Genomic DNA, 17,143 nt, shown 5'->3' with positions numbered 1-17,143 from the left:
CTATTCACTGGATGGAGAGGATTGAATGTCTAACGGTAAACCTTTAGAAATCACCGCTGGATCGGGGCACCAGCTCGGCGCCAACTTTGATGGGGATGGCGTTAATTTTGCGCTGTTTTCAGCACACGCGGAACGGGTCGAACTCTGTCTGTACGATGAGAGCGGTCAGCATGAAATTGCCCGCTTCGATCTGCCGGAATATACCCACGAAATCTGGCACGGCTACGTGCCCGGGCTGAAACCCGGCGCGCTGTATGGTTATCGCGTTCACGGACCGTTCGATCCGGAAAACGGTCATCGTTTTAACCCGAGCAAATTACTGATTGATCCCTACGCCCGCGAGCTGCAGGGCAACATCGACTGGAATGAAGCGCACTTCGCTTACGATTTACTGCACGAAGATAAAGATCTGACGCTGGATAGCCGTGACAGCGCGCCGTTTACTCCCAAGTGCCGGGTGATTGATACCAATGCGTTCGACTGGCAGGACCACAACCGGCCCAGCATTCCGTGGTCCAGTACGGTGATTTATGAAACCCACGTCAAAGGTTTCACCCAGCTTAATCCAGCGATTCCGGCAGAGATGCGCGGCACCTATGACGGCATGAGCCACAAATCCACCGTCGACTACATCAAAAGCCTCGGCGTGACGTCAGTGGAATTGCTGCCGGTGCACTGGTTCCCGGACGACCAGCACCTGCTGGATCGCGGACTGAAAAACTTCTGGGGCTATAACTCGCTGGCCTTTTTTGCGCCTGCCAGCCGCTATTTTGGCCCGCGCGGTATTCAGGGCTTTCGCGACATGGTGCGCGCTTTCCACGATGCCGGCATCGAAGTGATTCTCGACGTGGTGTATAACCACACCGCGGAAGGCAACGAACTGGGGCCGACGCTGTCGTTTAAAGGCATTGATAACTTCTCTTATTACCGCACGCTGCCGGATCAGCACCGTTATTACATCAACGATACCGGCACTGGCAACACGGTGAATACCTCCCATCCGCGCGTGCTGCAGCTGGTGACGGATTCGCTGCGCTACTGGGCAGAATCGATGCATATCGACGGTTTTCGCTTCGACCTCGGCACCATTCTCGGCCGCGAGCCGGAAGGTTTCGATCAGCGTGGCGGCTTCTTTGATGCCATGACGCAGGATCCGGTGTTGTCTAAGCTGAAACTGATCGGCGAACCCTGGGACATCGGCCCCGGTGGCTACCAGGTGGGTGGTTTCCCGCCCGGCTGGGCTGAGTGGAACGACAAATATCGCGACACGGTGCGTGAGTACTGGAAAGGCGACAACGTCTCAACCGACTTTGCCGCGCGCCTGCTTGGTTCCGGCGATCTGTACGATCAACGCGGCCGCCGCCCGTGGGCCAGCGTCAATTTTATCACCGCGCACGATGGCTTTACGCTGAACGATCTGGTCTCGTACAACGACAAGCACAACGATGCCAACGGGGAAGATAACAACGACGGCCATAACGATAACCGTTCATACAACTACGGTGCCGAAGGCCCCACCGACGACGAAGGCATCAACGCGGTGCGCGAGCGGCAGAAGCGTAACTTCCTCGCCACGCTGTTTTTCTCTCACGGCACACCGATGCTGCTGGCGGGCGATGAGTTTGGCCGCAGCCAGATGGGCAACAACAACGGCTATTGTCAGGACAGCGAGATTTCCTGGCTGCACTGGGAAGATCTGCCGGCTTCCGCTGATGCGTTACGCGATTTCACCCGTCAGGTGATTGCGCTGCGCGCGCAGCAGCCGCTGCTGCGACGTGAAAGCTGGCGCGACGGCATGGAGATTAAATGGTTTAACGCTGGCGGCGGTTTTCAGCAGGCGGAACAGTGGGATGAAGGCTCGACGCTCGGCGTGTACATCGGGCGTCCGGACCTGCAAACCGAAGAGGGTATCTGGCACGATGTGCTGATGCTGTTCAATCCGTTTGAAGGCAATGTGCCGTTCCGCATCCCGCAGTTTGGTGAAGGCGGCTGGGTGCTGGAGCTGACCACCTCCGACAGCGCCAGTAAGGGATTGGTGATTACCAAAGAGAAGGATTTCGAGCTGGAGGGCCGCAGTCTGGCGCTATTCCGCCGGCCGTGAGTTGTGCACGGGGTGCCGGTTTCCAGGTGCGCATGAATGCGCACCCTACAGAAACAACGGGACATGCACTCCCGGTTTCCAGGTGAGCATGAATGCGCACCCTACGGTAATAACGGGACATGCACTGTAGGGTCGCCGTTTACGGCGACCTTGTCGCATTCTGCACCCATCGTTCAACCCGCACCACCCCAGGGTCGCCGTTCACGGCGACCGGCTCCACTGTTAACCCGCCAGACTCTTCTGCTACCCGGTGCTAAAATTTCATTAACTAAAAACCACAATCTGCCGATGTTCTTTAATCTGCCCTTGTACCCGCCGCGTCAGGCGTCGGGGTGCGTTTAGATTAAGGATAATAAGATGAACATCTCCCAACGATTGTTACTGACCTTTTCCATGCTGTTTGGCGCCATCATTCTGCAAGCCGTGCTCGCCATCTCACTGCTTTCCGGCTTCCAGGAGCGCTTTGAATATGTGCAAACCAACGCCATCCCCTCGATCAAAGACCTCAATACGTTGATTGATCGCAGCAACCAGCTGGCGCTGACGCTGTACAAACACCAGACCCAGTTGCAGGACAGCAACATGCCCGCCGTTGAAGCGGACATTGATAAACAGATCGGCGGGCTGAAATCGCTCACCGATTACTACATGAAGCATGATATCTCCAGCGAGGAAGATAAGCGCCTGACTGAGGTGGCCTTTAGCAATATTCAGCGCGTGAATGAGCGACTGCCCGCTTTTCTCAGTGCGTCGCGTGCACACCAGAATGCCATCAGCCTCGACCTGATTGAGGGCCAGAGCGGCATCGGTGCCGCCATTCGTCAGCTGATTGCCGATTATCAGAAACAGCTGATGCTGAACATCGCCATTGGCGACGAGTTACGCGCCACCAACCGCAGCACCTTCCATAATGTGTTGTGGACGACCATCAGCGGCGTGGTTGCAACAGTGCTGGTATTCGGTCTGTTCGCCCTGTTCACCGTACTGCGCATCCGCCGCAGCCTGGCGGATGTCGGCAAAGTGATGATGCGCGCCAGTGAAAATCTCGACCTGACGCTCAGCGCAGACGAAAGCCGTCGCGATGAGGTGGGCAATATGGCGCGCTCCTTTAATCAGTTGATGCGCAGCGTGGCCGGTTCGTTGAGTGCCGTGCGCAGCGCGTCGCATTCGGTAAGCAGCGCATCGGTGCAAATCGCCGCCGGCAATGAAGATCTCTCTGCGCGTACCGAACAGCAGGCCGCCTCACTGGAGCAGACTGCGGCCAGCATGACTGAACTGAGTGAAACCGTACGTCAGACCGCCGATAACACGCGTCAGGCCAGCCAGCTGGCGGCTAACGCCAGTTCGCTGTCGGAAAAAAGTGGTACCTCGCTCAGCACCATGCTCTCGACCATGGATGACATTCGTGGCAGCTCGCGCAAGGTCACGGACATTGTTTCAATGATCGAAGGCATCGCTTTCCAGACCAATATTCTGGCGCTCAACGCCGCAGTCGAAGCCGCACGCGCCGGTGAGCACGGCAAGGGCTTTGCGGTGGTGGCGGGTGAAGTACGCAGCCTGTCGCAGCGCTCAACCTCGGCCGCACGCGAAATCAAAGGGCTGATTGAAGAGTCGCATCGACTGACTGAAGCCGGGGCCGCCCAGGCCAGCGACGTCAGCAGCAACATGCAGGTAATGAATGACGCTATCCATCAGGTCAGCGAACTGATGAGCGAAATCGCCGCGGCCGCGGTTGAGCAGAGTCAGGGCATCAGCCAGGTGCAGCAGGCGGTGAATCAGATGGATGATGTGACGCAGCAGAACGCCGCGCTGGTGGAACAGGCCTCAGCCGCGTCGCAATCGCTGCAGGAGCAGGCCCAGACGCTCAACCAGCTGGTGACCCGCTTCGTGCTGACGGAATCCGGCGCAACGCCGGTCATCAAGCCTGCGCCGGCGAGCCACAAAGCACCACAGCCGGGACGCCTGGCACTGGCCAGCGATGCCGACTGGCAGAGTTTCTAATCCCGTTGCCCTCCGCGTTGTCGCGCGGAGGGGCTTTCTCCCACTGACGAATTCCCCCCGGCGCGCTGGCGCGAGCGACATCGCCTCAACGAGCGCCAGCAAAACTGCTATTCTGTGAACCATGCTAACGGTCATCAGCAACGAAAGCGTTTCACCTCCGCATGCCCGCCGCTCCCTAAAGGAACCTTATGCACCCTCAGCAACAGACACGCGGTAAATGGGCCATCTTTGGCCTGATGTTTATTCCTGGCTTTACCTGGGCTTCCTGGGTTAGCCGCACGCCCTTTATGCGCGATGTGCTGCACGCCTCGACGGAAATGATGGGCCTGATTCTGTTTGGCTTCTCCTGTGGCTCCATGCTGGGCGTGCTGCTGGCCGGTAAGCTGGTCGCGCACTTTGGCACCAGCCGGGTGATGCGCACGGGTTACCTGATCCTGCTCGGTGGCCTGGTGCTGATAACCGTTGCGTTAACGCTCGCCAGTAGCGGGCTGGTGTTTACCAGTCTGGTGTTGCTGGGCGGCGGAACCGCGCTGATGGATGTGGTGGTTAATGTCGAAGGGGCAGCGTTTGAGCGGCGCATCGGCAAGTCAATCATGACGATCATTCACGGCTTCTTCAGTTTCGGCACGCTGATCGGTGCACTGGCGGGGCTGGCCATGACCGCAGCCGATATCAGCACCCACTGGCACTTTAGCGTGGTGCTGCTGGTTAACCTGCTGATTGCCGCCCTGGCGCTACGCCATCTGCCCGCCACCAGCGACAGCGAACGCAGCGAACAGCCGCATCATGGCGGCTTTCTGGCCCAGGTTGGACGTGAACTGCGTGACCGCCAGCTGCTGGTGCTCGGCGTGGTGATTCTGGCGATGGCGCTGGCGGAAGGCTCGGCTAACGACTGGCTGCCGTTACTGATGATCGACGGCCATAACCTCAATCATACCCAAAGCACGCTGGTCTACGCGGGCTTCACCGCCGGCATGACGCTGGGGCGCTTTCTCGGTGGGCTGGTGGTTGATCGTCTGGGCCGTGTCTGGGTACTGCGCGCCAGCGCATTCTCCGCCGCGCTGGGGCTGACGCTGGTGATTTTCTCCGATAACCCATGGCTGGCGGCGGCGGCCGTGCTGTTCTGGGGCGTCGGCGCGTCGCTCGGCTTCCCGCTAACGGTCTCGGCGGCGGGCGATGGCCATAACAGCGCGGTGCGCGTCACGATTGCCGCCACGCTGGGCTATCTGGCGTTTCTGGTCGGCCCGCCCGGACTGGGCTTTATCGGCGAACATGCCGGATTGCGCATGGCGATGCTGCCGGTACTGATCATGGTGCTACTGGCGCTGGTGTGCGCCGGTGCGGCTGGCCGCCCGCGTCAGGCAAAAACACCGGCGGAACAATAAATCTCAGGGCACGCGCCAGCTGCCCTGCCAGCCAGCCGCAGTGGCCTCGAATCGTGCGCGCTGATGGGGCTCGCGGCTGACATCCAGCCACTCCACGCTGTGCAAGGTGATCTGCACCAGCGCGAAGTACTCGTCAGGCCCGGAGCCCGCTTTTTGCGCGCTGGCAGGCAGTGCGTCATCAGGATGGGCAATTACGCTGCCCGGCCTGACCGGTGACTGAAACAACGCGTGTGAGTGCGGGCGCAATGCATGCCAGGCTGCGGCACGCTGTTGTGCATCGTCAACGCGCTGAGCCGTGCCCGCCAGCCTGAGCTGAACGCGACTGGCGGCATCATAAGCCAGTAACGCCACCTGCGGCTGGGCTGCAATATCCTGCATTTTGGCGCTGCGCCGATCTGCGGTAAAACGCAGGGCCGGCAGCGCGGGCAAAAACTGCCGTATCACCACGGTGCGCAGGCTGGGCTGGCCGTCAGCGGTCACCGTTGCCAGCTGCATCAGGGTGAAAGCCGAACGAGAAGTGGTGGCAGTGCTAAGCAACTGCCAGATGGCTTGCAGGCGGTCGTCGAGCGAGATCATGATTCCCTTCCTTAGCGGGCGTGAAGCGGATTGCTGCCCGCACGTTTCAGCGCCGACAGCGCCAGCGCGCTGAGCAGTAACCCAATGACGATCAGCAGCGCGTAGCTTAGCCACTGCAGCAGCAGAATGCCCAGCACGCCGCCAGCGAGAAATGCCAGCACGGTGTAGCAATGCAGTTTTAGCCGCTCAATATACAGCGGCGCGTCTTTTGGTGACTCTTTGCGACGCAGCACGTCGAACAGCATCGCCAGCTCAATGCCGATATCGGTTGACGTGCCGGAAACGTGCGTCGTGCGCACGCGAGCATTGGAGATGCGCGTTACCACCGCATTTTGCAGGCCCATCAGAAAGCTCAGGCTGAGAATCAGTAACACACCGCCCTCGCTGAAATGAAAGCCGCTTTCGACAATCCCCAGCACCAGCAACGCAATGCCCTCCAGCAGAATATTGATGGCGTAGATGCCGCGTATCTGCCGCCTGCGGCCGGAATTGATGATCAGCGTGGAGACCGACGAACCGGCGATGAATAACAGCACAATCAGCAGGAAGAACAGCCCGATATGCAGATTGGCTTTCGCCAGATGATCGGACAGGGATGAGACGTTACCGGTCATGTTGGCGGAGAAGAAACCAACCGTTTCGAACGCCGCAGTGTTCAGTGCGCCCGCCACGGCGGCCAGCGTCGCCGCCAGGCGGATGTCGGTGTTGAAAGTGCGCGTATCCTCAGTGGAGATCAGCATGAAAAGGTCCTGGCCCGGCAAAAGGTTTATCATCCTCCGGCGGTCAAAAATTCTCAACTAGCTGGGCTGAACATTAACGCGGCTCGCTGTCGATCATTGCACGCCGGGCCAGGCGTTTGTGCAGGATTTGACCCTGTCACCGATAAGCCGGATAATTTGGAAACGATTCATTCTAAATAGCACGCATTATGACCAGTAAACCCAATCCGGTGCCGGCTGCCAGAGAGCGCGGCAGACCGCGCAACTTTGATATCGACGAAGCGCTCGACAGCGCTATGATCGTGTTCCGCCAGAAGGGTTTTCATGCGGCCTCGATTGCCGATTTAGGTGAAGCGATGAACCTGACGGCGGGCAGTATCTATAAAGCGTTTCAGGATAAACGTTCCCTGTTTCTGCGGGTGTTTGAGCGCTACATCCTGCTGCGCAATGTGGACCTGCGCACCCGTTTGCAACAGTACCCGACCGGCCGGGCGCGCATTGCTGAGCTGTTGCAGTTTTATCTCGACTCAGCCAGCGAGATCGAGGGCAGACGCGGCTGCCTGGTGGTTGGCAGTACCGTGGAACTGCAAACGCTGGATGAAGAGTTATCCCAGTTGGTGCGTGAAGCGGTATTACGCAACCGCAACTTCCTGACTTCGCTGGTTGAGCAGGGGCAAGAGGACGGATCGATTTCGCCACGACTGGATGCCGACACCGCCGCCGGACTGCTGCTTTGCGTGGCATTTGGTATGCGCGTGGTAGGCAAAATTCAGGATGTGACTAATGGCAAAGAAACCATTAATATGGTGCTCAGCATTCTGGACTGATTCGTCTGGCCTATTAGGAAATAGGCGTTTCCTAATTAATATTCGCCGCGATAACGTTTTAAACCCTGGAATGGCGCGCTTAATAATATTTATCAGGCAGTAACATATTACGTAGATTTATGTTTATTTGTCCCGGGGGTTGAGTGAAGCACGATGAATTAGAAGATGCCGATGAGATCTATCTTTTATTGGGCAAAGTCGTCACACAGATTGTACAACCGGGTGAAACCTTATCTGTTCAGCAAATAATTGGCGCGCTGTATCGCACGGGCTTGCGCTCGGAGAATCCGGCCATCCAGCAGGCCTGCGATAATGCGATCAGGCTGCTGGCCAAAAAGCTGAATTAACGCACTGCTATCAGGGTAATGATGATGCGATACGATCCTTTTCATAATAATTCTGAAGATGCATTACCATGGACTGGTGGATCGCTGCAGGCAAAGCAGCATGAGTTACTTGGCACGCTGGTGCAGGAAATTTTGTGTAGCGGCAAGTTGCTGAACCGAAAAACCCTGTTTGTCGCGCTAATAGCACGTCTCGACCAGTGCGACGATGTGATATTGAAAACGCATTACGAGGCTATTTTTTCTCTGCTGCTTGGTCGCCTGGCCGCTGAGTAATATCGCAACGCTATCCTGCCTTCCCAATATACGCGGCGAAACACATTAGCCGCGCCTGGTAATTTCCTCCTCATCAATTGCACGCTAAACCGCATTAATTGTGCAAAGAAAGCGAGTCAGGTCAGACCAGAATCCGGATTTTGTTCTACGCTTATAGCTGGACTTCAGACCAATCAGGGAAATTACTATGAAGAAACTGACTGTAGCGGCTGTGTTATTGACATCGATTTTTGCCATCGCCGGCTGTTCATCGAATCAGGCGATTAAAACCACCGACGGACGCACTATCGTCACCGATGGTAAGCCACAGGTGGATAGTGATACTGGCCTGGTCTCTTATAAAGATGCGCAAACCGGTAAAACAGAACAGATTAACCGTGACCAGATCACCAATATGAGTGAACTGAACAACTGATCTACTCGATAGGGAGAGCGACATGAAAAAAGTGATTTTGTTACCACTGGCAGCCATTGTGGCACTGAGCGCCCTGACCGGCTGTACCCGTACCAGCTACGCCATTCATACCAATGATGGCCGTACCATTGTCAGCGATGGTAAACCGCAGGAAGCGGAAAGCGGACTGCTGGGCTACGTTGATGCCAATGGTGTCAAACAGCAGATCAACAAAGCGGATGTCAAAGAGGTCTCTGAGATTCCGCATTAATCGGTTCTTATCAAGCCCGCGCAGCGGGCTTTTTTGTGCCAGAACGTTGTGATTGAACCCATACGCAGGGCCGTCGTAGGAGAGCAATCCGGTCCACCGCGGCGCCTATGGTCAGGGACGCACGACGGTGAGTTTAAACGGCCCGCTGTTTTTCGCAGCATGCGCGACTGAATCATTCACTCTCTCAAGCGGAAACTCGGTTACGTCATAGTGGCTTAGATCAAGCAGTCCCGCGCGTATAAGGCCGCAGAGCGTAGGGACTGCCGAAGGTTCATACATCCACTGCCCTTTTACGGTAATGAGGTTACGCATTATCCAGGGATAAGGTAGCGAAAGATCGTCCCCACCCAGCATGCCAACACCGCCCATAAGGACTGCACGACCATAAGGTCTGACTGACATAATCGCATTCCGGGCGACAGAGGCCTGCGCAGACGGCGGAAGGAAATCAAGGACCGCATCAATGGGTCCCCCGGCCATGTGCTTCATGGCAGAAATATCGATCTCTGCTGTACCTGTGAGCTTTACTGTTTCCACACGCGATCCAAAACGTTTTTTCAAATCGTTCAGCACCTGTTCACTACGGCCCGGTGCGATGACTTTATGGGCTCCCATGGCCAGGGCAGCAAGCACAGCGGAACTGCCGAAATTACCGGTTGCGCCACTGACCAGCAGGCGCTCTCCCGCTTTCAAATCCATAGATAACAATCCGCCATAGGCTATAAGCAGCGTATTGATGGCACACCACCGCCCCGCTTCTGCAGGCGATATGTCGCCAATGGGCACTGCGTTTTCAGTCGGAATGCGTATTTGTTCAGCAAGACTGCCATTCAGGTGATATTGCTGGATTTTTTGTCCTCCTTCACCACGGGCACTCCATCCCTGAAGGACAATTTCTGGCGACAGCGCGTTGTCACGGGAACGCACCGTCGGATCGCAAAATACCCAGTCTCCTGGTTTCAGCCAGGCTGAGTCAGGGCCGGTCTGGCGAACCTTTCCGATGGCACCACAGCCCGGGATGACCGGCACAGGTAAAAGATATTTTCTTTCCCCACTCAGTACTTCATTCGTGTAGGAGAGAACGGGCGCCGCAACCACATCGACAGTGACTTCCCCGGTTCCCATCACCGGTGCAGGCACATTCTTAACGTCTAGCGGACGGCCAAAGGCAGTAAGCACAGCAGCTTTCATGGTCATATTCTCCTGAGGGCATAGAACAATATGAAACCATCATAGGGCGACCAAAAACGGCGTAAAATACACTAGTTTTATACAGGTATAATTTACTACCAGGTTCAAAAAATGGTTAAGAATACTGAGCTCAGTCAGTTTTTACGTTCACGACGTGCAAGGGTGAAGCCTCAGCGTCCCCCCTCTGCCGGGCCAGAAAGACGGCGGACGCCCGGGCTAAGGCGTGAGGAAGTTGCGGCGATGCTGGGAATAAGTACGGAATGGTATACCAAAATCGAACAGGGACGGGTCAGCACGCTTTCCGAACGGATAGTTAACGCCCTGGGTAAAGCTCTGCAGCTGAACGAGGCAGAATTTCTGCACCTGAGAACACTGACAGGCCGGAAAAAAAGTGCAGATATCGAACATGAAGTCCCGGCTAGCTTATCGCATCTGGTCAGGGCGCTGAGTGAGCCTGCCTACATCACCAATGACAGATGGGATGTATTGGTGTGGAATTCTACAGCAGAACAGGTCATCACGGACTTCAGCCTGTTGGCTGCGAATGAGCGAAATATCATGGTTTTCATGTTCACTACAGAGCAGGCCAGATACCTTTTTGGCGACACCTGGCCTGCAGAGGCACAGAGAATGCTTGGCCTGTTTCATTCCAGTTATTCACGAAATGCAGACGATGAGACCTTCACTGCGCTGGTAGAACGCTTAAGCCGTGAATGCCCGGAGTTTGATACATGGTGGAGCGAGCATGTGATAACAGCGCCGGTGTCCGGAGAGAAAAAACTCACTGGAAAAGACGGGATAACGCGGACATTCAGCTATTCAACGTTTACTTCAAATGACTCCCCTGCACTCAAGCTGGCAATTTATGTTCCGCTGTTATCGGCATCGGGCAGCAAGGTGATATGACATCGTTATCCCTCCGGAGCAGTGTTAAGGGGGTTTCGCTGAGTCTGCCGTAGCCTATAAAGAGCGATCTAACCTGCCGGTGATCCATGACGAAGTGGAGCGGCAGCAGCGTGAAGAAATACGTTATTACCTCCAGGAGTGCCGACATTATCCGGGGTATGTCGACTACTTGACTGCACAAGCTGTACATACCTAACCCATCTGCTATTCAGAACAGGTGACAGGCTGTTTCATATTGCATCCCGCAGGCTACCAGCGTGGTGTAGAAAACCATAAAGTCAGCCAGTCTGTTAATGCACTGATTTTTGCCGACTGCAACTGGCTTGAAGGTTTCATTAACCAGACACCATCCTCGCCTGTTGCCTGCCAGTCCGACAGCACTGGCACCAGTGAACCCTCAGCCAGTTCTTTCTGTACCAGCCAGTTGGCCGCGAGTAATATCCCCATACCCGATTGAGCGGCCAGTATAAGCCCATCCATTTCGTCACTCTCGTAACGCGTCTTAACAGGTACCGCTATCTGTTGACCGTCTTTCTCGAGTCGCCATTCGGGCCAGCTGTGCATGGGTGTGAAACCCAGGCAATCATGCTTACGAAGGTCCTGAGGGTGTGTTACAGGAGAATGGCGCTCCAGGTAATCCGGCGCGACACATAAAATGCGACTTGTATTTGCCAGCTTTCGGGCAATTAATCTGCTGTCCTTCAGAACACCAATACGGATTGCCATATCAAAATTATCACCCAGTAAATCTACGTAGCGATCGCTGCAGTGCAGCACAATACGGATGTCAGGATAGGCTTTTAAAAAGAATGGTAAGGCCTGTACGACCCACTTTCGTCCGAATGAGGCGGGAACGGTAAGGCGAATCGTCCCGGCCGGACGCGCTGCCAAATCACGGGCTTCCTCTTCCGCTTCCCGCAGCAATTCATCTGCCAATTCAATTTTTTGCCGATAGCGTAAGCCCTCTTCTGTGGGACGTATGCGGCGGGTGGTGCGTTCCAGCAGGCGAATTCCCAGACGTTTTTCTAATGCAGCTACACGCCGGGAAACGACAGAGACATCTCTTCCCAAATCGCGCGCACCAGCACTAAAGCTGCCAGCGCGAACTACTGCAAGAAAAGCCTCCCGCTGACGATAATCGTCGTCATGCATTATTGCACCTCATGCAACAGTTATTTGTTTTTCAGGCTCATTATAGCGTCAGTTCTGCCTCAAAATGATCGTATTAATTGAACAGGGGGACACCATGAAAGCTATCCACTTATCCGCTGCAGGAATAGACAGCTTAAAAATATGTGATATTTCACCACCACAACCAGGGTATGGCGAAGTGCTGATTCGTCAGCATGCTGTAAGTCTGAATTACCTTGATTTGGCGCTGGCCACTGGTAAATTCGGCGCTGTTTCGCAGCCGGTTATTCCTGGTGCAGACAGCGCGGGAGAAATTGTTGAGTCTGGAGAGGGAGTTGAAGGCTGGCAAATTGGCGAACGTGTGGTGCCGGGTATGATGTCTCACTGGCATGCTGGAGCAATACGATCAGAACATCATCAAATATTACGCGGAGTTACGACCAACGGTGGGCTGGCAGAATACGCTGTAGTGCCTGCTAAGTCACTGGTGCGTATACCCGATTTTCTCAACTGGCAGCAGGCAGCGACGTTACCCATTGCCGCAACGACCGCATGGAACGCTATAGTGCGCGGTAAAATACAGCCCGGCAGCACTGTTTTACTGCTTGGCACGGGAGGGGTGAGTCTGTTTGCATTGCAATATGCGAAGGCAGCAGGTGCGCGGGTGATCATCATTTCCTCTTCTGATGAAAAACTGGACAGAGTGAAAGCCCTGGGTGCGGATGAAGGAATTAACTATCACGAGGTGCCTGAATGGGATCAACGGGTGCTTAAGCTGACTGATGAGCATGGCGCTGATCTTGTACTGGAATCAGTGGGTGGCTCAACATTTACGAAATCGATTAACGCAGCAGCTCATAACGGAACCATTTTCGTTATTGGCTTTGTTGGTGGTGCAGAAGTCAGCATGCCTGTTCTGCCCGTAATGCAAAAGATGTTGAATATTGTGGGTAACAATACGGGTTCGACTTCAGATTTGCGCGCGGCGGTCAGGGCGATTGAAGCATCCACGATTTATCCCGTAATTGATCGTATTTTTACTTTTGCCGATACACGGAAAGCTTATCGCTACCTTGAGGCTGCCGGACATATCGGGAAAGTGGTTATTAGTCTGGATGCATAACGCTGAATCAGCCGGGAGTTCATCATGGGGCCTGATACCGGCTGATTACTCCTGTCCAGTAATGATGGACACTCTTTTCCAGGAAACGGAGCCCGCTGCGCAAAAGTGCTAAATGAAACGCTGGCATAAGAGTGCAGGATTCATTTTTTTACTAAGAAGTATTGATAGTCCGATTTTCCATCAGGTGATAAGGTCAGGTTTTCCGGGAATTCTTAAACAGGATTGAGCGTGAGTATTTCAGAGAAATATGAGTGGCATAAAGATAACTACCTGATAAGTACAGACAGAAAAAAACTGGATGTGCACGCTATCCATCTCTATCTCACGAGGTCAACCTGGGCTAAAGGGATTGATCTGGCTCTTGTCCGTGCATCCGTTGAAAACAGCCTTAATTTCGGTGTTTATCACGATGACGCCCAGATTGGTTTCGCGCGCTTAATAACAGATTACGCTACGTTCGCTTACCTTTGTGATGTTTATATCCTGGAGGAATATCAGGGAGAAGGATTGGGTAGATGGGTGATGCAATGCATACATGATCATCCTGTTTTTGAGCGGCTTCGCAGGATCATGTTGTTTACAACCACTGCGCCCTGGCTCTATGAAAAATTTGGCTACGAGCCTGTTAATCGGGAAAACTATGCATGGAGTATCACACGTCCTGATATCTATACCAGAAGATAAAAGCAAATATAACAAGTATCTCTCAATGCCCGGGCACAACTCCTTTGAGAGTAAAAGATCCGCTTCTGGCACAGAGCTTCCTCTGATGCCCAGGGGCTGTGGAGAGCGAGGAGCGGACGTTGAGGGCTTATTACCTGAGGGGATATTAAAATCAATTTCGCATTCAGCAAAACACCTTTAGGCATAAAAAAATATAAAATTTTTGGGACATAATTAGTGATGAAAGACAGCATCAACATATTTATTTAACTCTCTTGTGTATTGCTGCATGCTCATGTTGCGCTGCGGCGGTCAGGGTTATCCAGTCACGGAATCGACGACTTATCTTCTGCAATATAGCTGACTCGTCATACACCAGATAATACGCAATCGGCGAATTAACCTCTATTTGCAGTGGGTTAATTAATAAACCACTTTCCAGTTCTTCACGTACAAGTACACTGCGTACGAGGGCGATACCTTTACCCGCGATTGCAGCTTCAATAACGCCGTTAGAATCGATGAAAACAGGACCGGTGTCAGTATTCACATCTTCAATACCCAGAGCCCGGAACCAGACGGCCCAGTCCAGCCGGTGCTCATCGTGCAGCAGCGTGTAATTTGCCATATCGCCCGGCGATGAAAGATCGTATTCTCTGGTTATTAAGCGGGGACTACAAACCGGGAGAAGTTTGTCATTCACCAGACACTCGGACTCCAATCCGGGATAGTTACCAGCGCCGTGACGGATAGCAAAATCAATCCCTTCAGACAATAAATCAACCTGCCTGTTGGTTGTACTGATTTGCACTTCCACACCCGGGTTGGCTTTTTCAAATGCAGGTAGCCGTGGCAGCAACCATTGAATGGCAAAACCACTTGTGCAACTGACCGTTACTTTGTTCGCTTTTCCCTCATTCATTAAGCGTTGTGTTGCTTCTGCTATCTGGATAAAAGCGGGTCTAATCGCCCTCAGATAGATGCGCCCCTCGGTTGTCAGTTCGAGACGGCGAGGACTACGTATGAACAACCGGATATTCGTCATGTTTTCCAGTTTTGCAATCTGCTGGCTGACCGCGCTGGATGTCACACATAACTCTTCGGCGGCAGCTTTCATGCTCATCAGCCTTGCCGCAGACTCAAAACACATAAGCGCATGTAAAGGTGGCATTTTCATCGGATACACAGTTCCATGAGTTAGGAAATCTTAAGTATAAACAAAAATCTTGTTTGTGAGCACGTCTGACATGTTTCACAGTTTCGCTGTTACTTCCATTTAAATAAAAAGGAACTGTTATGCGTGTTGCTGACTATTTTCGGTTATTGCTGCTTGCCGCTATCTGGGGGGCGAGCTTTCTTTTTATGCGCATAGCCGTGCCAAAGTTCGGTGCCATTAATACTGCTTTTTTGCGAGTGTTTTTAGGTTTCACGGGCCTCGCTATTATTTTGTTTATGTTTAAATCTTCTTTTGATTTTAAAGATAAGTTCAAGCCTTCAGTCATACTTGGCGTGATAAACTCTGGATTGCCTTTTCTCATGTATTGCCTTGCGGCCAAGTGGTTGCCTGCCGGGTATTCCGCTATTATGAATGCAACAACCCCTTTGATGGGAGCGCTCATCGGGTTTTCATGTTTTGCTGAGAAATTAACATTTAGAAAATGGGCAGGCATGTTCCTGGGACTTGTCGGCATCATAGTGATAACCACCATCGGTGAAGCACAGCCATCGGATAAAAAAATTACCGGTGTTATTGCCTGCCTCATCGCTACCAGTTGCTATGGGGTTTCCAGTTTTTTGACACGTAGCTGGATTTCAGACAAAGGTGGACTCGATCCTAAAATCGTTGCTTTCGGCAGTCAAATAGGAGCATCTATTTTTTTACTGCCCTTTTTCATATGGAGTACCAGCGTTGGGCCTGCCGTTAACTGGCTACAGCAAGAGCCATGGATTAGTGTCATTGCTGTGGGGGTGATCTGTACTGCGTTAGCATACATATTATATTTTCGACTGATTGCCGATATCGGACCGTTACGCTCCTTAACCGTTACATTCTTAATTCCTCCGTTTGGCGTGCTGTGGGGATACCTGGTACTGAACGAAACCATTAACAATGGTTTCATTGTCGGTGCGATAACTATAGGGATAGCTGTCTGGATGGTTGTGAGTCCGGAAAAAAATCAAAAAGCTGAAAATTGTGATTAGTCAACCTAAGGGGGTTTCATAACCGGACCCCTTATAAGTTGATAAAAATATGTCACCTGCATCATTTCTTATAACTGGATTAACTAATGATGGTCCGCTTCTGGCACAAAACGGACATTCAGCATGCATTTTTACAAAGTACCAACATCACAATGGGCAGTATGTGAAAGCATATAACCCTTCACTCGTCCCGTGTTTATAAGCCCCATACTCCCCACCTGTTTTTTTGAGAATACCTGCTTAGCCCAGTGCTGACGCGGATATTAGCATGCCCGCACTTTCTGGGCATAAACAGAGAAAGGTAGGGTATGGCACGATTTATACGGCTGTAACCGGCTACGCCGGGCGTACGGCGCCGTTCACCTTCACACCGGAACGCTCTGCATGCCCAAAAAAATGAGGTAAAAATTCGTTCATTTTGAGAAACCTATTTTTTCAAGATGCTCAAGCAGGAGTGCTGATACGGGGGAATTGTCATTCAGCTACCGTATTTTAATTGTGGGAGTTGCGATCTGCTTCAGGGCTCTGGTCGATATTTATTGCCCTGGCTAACTCCCCCATTGCCCGTGTTGCTGACCGGAGTCGGTCATCACCCATCTTCATGGACAACTTATCTTTAGCTGATTTCCATATAGGCAAGGCTTCTGCCATGAGCTGGTATCCGGAATCCGTCAGACTTAGCCGCTTTCCTGCGCGACCGCGTCCACCTTCGGAACGGACTAAGCCTCTCAATTCCATGTTCTGAACATTTCGGCTCAGGGTTGTCGCATCAACTCCCGCGCTGACCGCAAGATCAACTATTGTGGCGCCCTCGAAAGCTCCAATTCCAACCAACAGGCTAAATTGCTCGGCGGTGAGACCGAGCGATTTGAAACAGACATTGTAGTAGCGCGTGACTGCGCGCGCCGTGGCACGAGCCTGAAATCCCGGACATTCAGCTGCTATTTCCCTGAAATATTTTGGATCAAAACCGCTCATGTAGTACCTCTTGAAATCCCGATCAACCAATAATAGTGTATATGCATTATTTAAC

The 17,143-nt window shown here is 53.2% G+C and carries 18 protein-coding genes and 1 pseudogene; 13 read left to right on the top strand and 6 right to left on the bottom strand.

The annotated features are described in order from the left end of the window. The first annotated feature begins 25 nt into the window (after positions 1-25). From glgX to CBW22_RS19110, 3 genes are all read left to right on the top strand, one after another. The gene (glgX, locus tag CBW22_RS19120; RefSeq protein ID WP_088517531.1) at positions 26-2,101 is read left to right on the top strand and encodes a glycogen debranching protein GlgX; all 2,076 of its coding nucleotides are present in this window, start codon (positions 26-28) and stop codon (positions 2,099-2,101) included. Positions 2,102-2,458: 357 nt separating this feature from the next. Next, on the top strand, positions 2,459-4,102 hold the full coding sequence (locus CBW22_RS19115; RefSeq protein ID WP_088517530.1) for a methyl-accepting chemotaxis protein: 1,644 nt from the start codon (positions 2,459-2,461) through the stop codon (positions 4,100-4,102). Between the two features lie 188 nt (positions 4,103-4,290). Continuing rightward, positions 4,291-5,487: an MFS transporter gene (locus CBW22_RS19110; RefSeq protein WP_088517529.1), complete on the top strand. Its 1,197-nt coding sequence runs from the start codon at positions 4,291-4,293 to the stop codon at positions 5,485-5,487. Between the two features lie 3 nt (positions 5,488-5,490). Here the strand turns inward: CBW22_RS19110 and CBW22_RS19105 are convergent, their stop codons facing one another. Together CBW22_RS19105 and CBW22_RS19100 are read right to left on the bottom strand one after the other, a co-directional pair. Next, positions 5,491-6,063: a pyridoxamine 5'-phosphate oxidase family protein gene (locus tag CBW22_RS19105; protein ID WP_088517528.1), complete on the bottom strand. Its 573-nt coding sequence runs from the start codon at positions 6,061-6,063 to the stop codon at positions 5,491-5,493. An 11-nt stretch (positions 6,064-6,074) separates the two neighbouring features. Then, complete coding sequence (locus tag CBW22_RS19100; protein ID WP_010615793.1) at positions 6,075-6,803, bottom strand: YoaK family protein; 729 nt, start codon at positions 6,801-6,803, stop codon at positions 6,075-6,077. A gap of 188 nt (positions 6,804-6,991) precedes the next feature. Between CBW22_RS19100 and CBW22_RS19095 the strand changes: the two genes are divergently transcribed. From CBW22_RS19095 to CBW22_RS19075, 5 genes are all read left to right on the top strand, one after another. Then, positions 6,992-7,609 carry a TetR/AcrR family transcriptional regulator gene (locus CBW22_RS19095; RefSeq protein ID WP_088517527.1) on the top strand — a complete coding sequence of 206 codons (618 nt, stop codon included), beginning with the start codon at positions 6,992-6,994 and terminating at the stop codon, positions 7,607-7,609. A 143-nt stretch (positions 7,610-7,752) separates the two neighbouring features. Beyond that, complete coding sequence (locus tag CBW22_RS19090; protein ID WP_021508701.1) at positions 7,753-7,956, top strand: hypothetical protein; 204 nt, start codon at positions 7,753-7,755, stop codon at positions 7,954-7,956. An 18-nt stretch (positions 7,957-7,974) separates the two neighbouring features. After that, positions 7,975-8,229 (top strand): biofilm development regulator YmgB/AriR family protein, encoded by a 255-nt coding sequence (locus CBW22_RS19085; RefSeq protein WP_125310694.1) that lies wholly within the window; start codon positions 7,975-7,977, stop codon positions 8,227-8,229. A gap of 187 nt (positions 8,230-8,416) precedes the next feature. Continuing rightward, positions 8,417-8,644, top strand: a complete 228-nt coding sequence (locus tag CBW22_RS19080; protein ID WP_021508703.1) for a YgdI/YgdR family lipoprotein — start codon at positions 8,417-8,419, stop codon at positions 8,642-8,644. Positions 8,645-8,666: 22 nt separating this feature from the next. Then, positions 8,667-8,894, top strand: coding sequence for a YgdI/YgdR family lipoprotein (locus CBW22_RS19075; RefSeq protein WP_021508704.1), 228 nt, complete (start codon positions 8,667-8,669; stop codon positions 8,892-8,894). Positions 8,895-9,005: 111 nt separating this feature from the next. Here CBW22_RS19075 and CBW22_RS19070 read toward each other — a convergent pair whose 3' ends face one another. Beyond that, positions 9,006-10,091, bottom strand: a complete 1,086-nt coding sequence (locus tag CBW22_RS19070) for a zinc-binding dehydrogenase (RefSeq protein WP_254919540.1) — start codon at positions 10,089-10,091, stop codon at positions 9,006-9,008. A 105-nt stretch (positions 10,092-10,196) separates the two neighbouring features. Here CBW22_RS19070 and CBW22_RS19065 point away from each other — a divergent pair, with 105 nt between their 5' ends. Both CBW22_RS19065 and CBW22_RS19060 read left to right on the top strand, forming a co-directional pair. Further along, complete coding sequence (locus CBW22_RS19065; protein ID WP_088517526.1) at positions 10,197-10,991, top strand: helix-turn-helix transcriptional regulator; 795 nt, start codon at positions 10,197-10,199, stop codon at positions 10,989-10,991. A gap of 49 nt (positions 10,992-11,040) precedes the next feature. Then, positions 11,041-11,187 (top strand): annotated as a pseudogene (locus CBW22_RS19060) (hypothetical protein); the annotation flags it as partial. Positions 11,188-11,240: 53 nt separating this feature from the next. On the opposite strand, the gene CBW22_RS19055 reads toward CBW22_RS19060, so the two are convergent. Continuing rightward, positions 11,241-12,143 (bottom strand): LysR family transcriptional regulator, encoded by a 903-nt coding sequence (locus CBW22_RS19055; protein ID WP_088517524.1) that lies wholly within the window; start codon positions 12,141-12,143, stop codon positions 11,241-11,243. 94 nt (positions 12,144-12,237) lie between these two features. Between CBW22_RS19055 and CBW22_RS19050 the strand changes: the two genes are divergently transcribed. Next, positions 12,238-13,245: a zinc-dependent alcohol dehydrogenase family protein gene (locus CBW22_RS19050; protein WP_088517582.1), complete on the top strand. Its 1,008-nt coding sequence runs from the start codon at positions 12,238-12,240 to the stop codon at positions 13,243-13,245. Positions 13,246-13,473: 228 nt separating this feature from the next. Beyond that, positions 13,474-13,929, top strand: coding sequence for a GNAT family N-acetyltransferase (locus tag CBW22_RS19045; protein ID WP_088517523.1), 456 nt, complete (start codon positions 13,474-13,476; stop codon positions 13,927-13,929). Between the two features lie 241 nt (positions 13,930-14,170). On the opposite strand, the gene gcvA is transcribed toward CBW22_RS19045, so the two are convergent. Further along, complete coding sequence (gcvA, locus tag CBW22_RS19040) at positions 14,171-15,085, bottom strand: transcriptional regulator GcvA (protein WP_088517522.1); 915 nt, start codon at positions 15,083-15,085, stop codon at positions 14,171-14,173. A 119-nt stretch (positions 15,086-15,204) separates the two neighbouring features. On the opposite strand from gcvA, the gene CBW22_RS19035 reads away from it, so the two are divergent. Next, positions 15,205-16,110 (top strand): DMT family transporter, encoded by a 906-nt coding sequence (locus CBW22_RS19035; protein ID WP_088517521.1) that lies wholly within the window; start codon positions 15,205-15,207, stop codon positions 16,108-16,110. Positions 16,111-16,602: 492 nt separating this feature from the next. On the opposite strand, the gene CBW22_RS19030 is transcribed toward CBW22_RS19035, so the two are convergent. Then, positions 16,603-17,088, bottom strand: a complete 486-nt coding sequence (locus tag CBW22_RS19030; protein ID WP_088517581.1) for a MarR family winged helix-turn-helix transcriptional regulator — start codon at positions 17,086-17,088, stop codon at positions 16,603-16,605. Between the last annotated feature and the right edge of the window lie 55 nt (positions 17,089-17,143).

The organism is Pantoea sp. VS1 (genome assembly GCF_002207995.1).
Lineage (GTDB): Bacteria > Pseudomonadota > Gammaproteobacteria > Enterobacterales > Enterobacteriaceae > Pantoea > Pantoea dispersa.
The sequence above is the reverse complement of the archived record's forward strand: the minus strand, read 5'-3'. Positions and strand labels throughout refer to the sequence as shown.

What these genes read in the sequence shown, in the direction of transcription:
- CBW22_RS19105 (WP_088517528.1), bottom strand. Translation starts at nt 6,063, where the DNA reads ATGATCTCGCTCGACGACCGCCTGCAAGCCATCTGGCAGTTGCTTAGC.
- CBW22_RS19110 (WP_088517529.1), top strand. Translation starts at nt 4,291, where the DNA reads ATGCACCCTCAGCAACAGACACGCGGTAAATGGGCCATCTTTGGCCTG.
- CBW22_RS19075 (WP_021508704.1), top strand. Translation starts at nt 8,667, where the DNA reads ATGAAAAAAGTGATTTTGTTACCACTGGCAGCCATTGTGGCACTGAGC.
- CBW22_RS19080 (WP_021508703.1), top strand. Translation starts at nt 8,417, where the DNA reads ATGAAGAAACTGACTGTAGCGGCTGTGTTATTGACATCGATTTTTGCC.
- CBW22_RS19115 (WP_088517530.1), top strand. Translation starts at nt 2,459, where the DNA reads ATGAACATCTCCCAACGATTGTTACTGACCTTTTCCATGCTGTTTGGC.
- CBW22_RS19055 (WP_088517524.1), bottom strand. Translation starts at nt 12,143, where the DNA reads ATGCATGACGACGATTATCGTCAGCGGGAGGCTTTTCTTGCAGTAGTT.
- CBW22_RS19100 (WP_010615793.1), bottom strand. Translation starts at nt 6,803, where the DNA reads ATGCTGATCTCCACTGAGGATACGCGCACTTTCAACACCGACATCCGC.
- CBW22_RS19035 (WP_088517521.1), top strand. Translation starts at nt 15,205, where the DNA reads ATGCGTGTTGCTGACTATTTTCGGTTATTGCTGCTTGCCGCTATCTGG.
- CBW22_RS19050 (WP_088517582.1), top strand. Translation starts at nt 12,238, where the DNA reads ATGAAAGCTATCCACTTATCCGCTGCAGGAATAGACAGCTTAAAAATA.
- CBW22_RS19030 (WP_088517581.1), bottom strand. Translation starts at nt 17,088, where the DNA reads ATGAGCGGTTTTGATCCAAAATATTTCAGGGAAATAGCAGCTGAATGT.
- glgX (WP_088517531.1), top strand. Translation starts at nt 26, where the DNA reads ATGTCTAACGGTAAACCTTTAGAAATCACCGCTGGATCGGGGCACCAG.
- CBW22_RS19065 (WP_088517526.1), top strand. Translation starts at nt 10,197, where the DNA reads ATGGTTAAGAATACTGAGCTCAGTCAGTTTTTACGTTCACGACGTGCA.
- gcvA (WP_088517522.1), bottom strand. Translation starts at nt 15,085, where the DNA reads ATGAAAATGCCACCTTTACATGCGCTTATGTGTTTTGAGTCTGCGGCA.
- CBW22_RS19095 (WP_088517527.1), top strand. Translation starts at nt 6,992, where the DNA reads ATGACCAGTAAACCCAATCCGGTGCCGGCTGCCAGAGAGCGCGGCAGA.
- CBW22_RS19085 (WP_125310694.1), top strand. Translation starts at nt 7,975, where the DNA reads ATGATGATGCGATACGATCCTTTTCATAATAATTCTGAAGATGCATTA.
- CBW22_RS19070 (WP_254919540.1), bottom strand. Translation starts at nt 10,091, where the DNA reads ATGACCATGAAAGCTGCTGTGCTTACTGCCTTTGGCCGTCCGCTAGAC.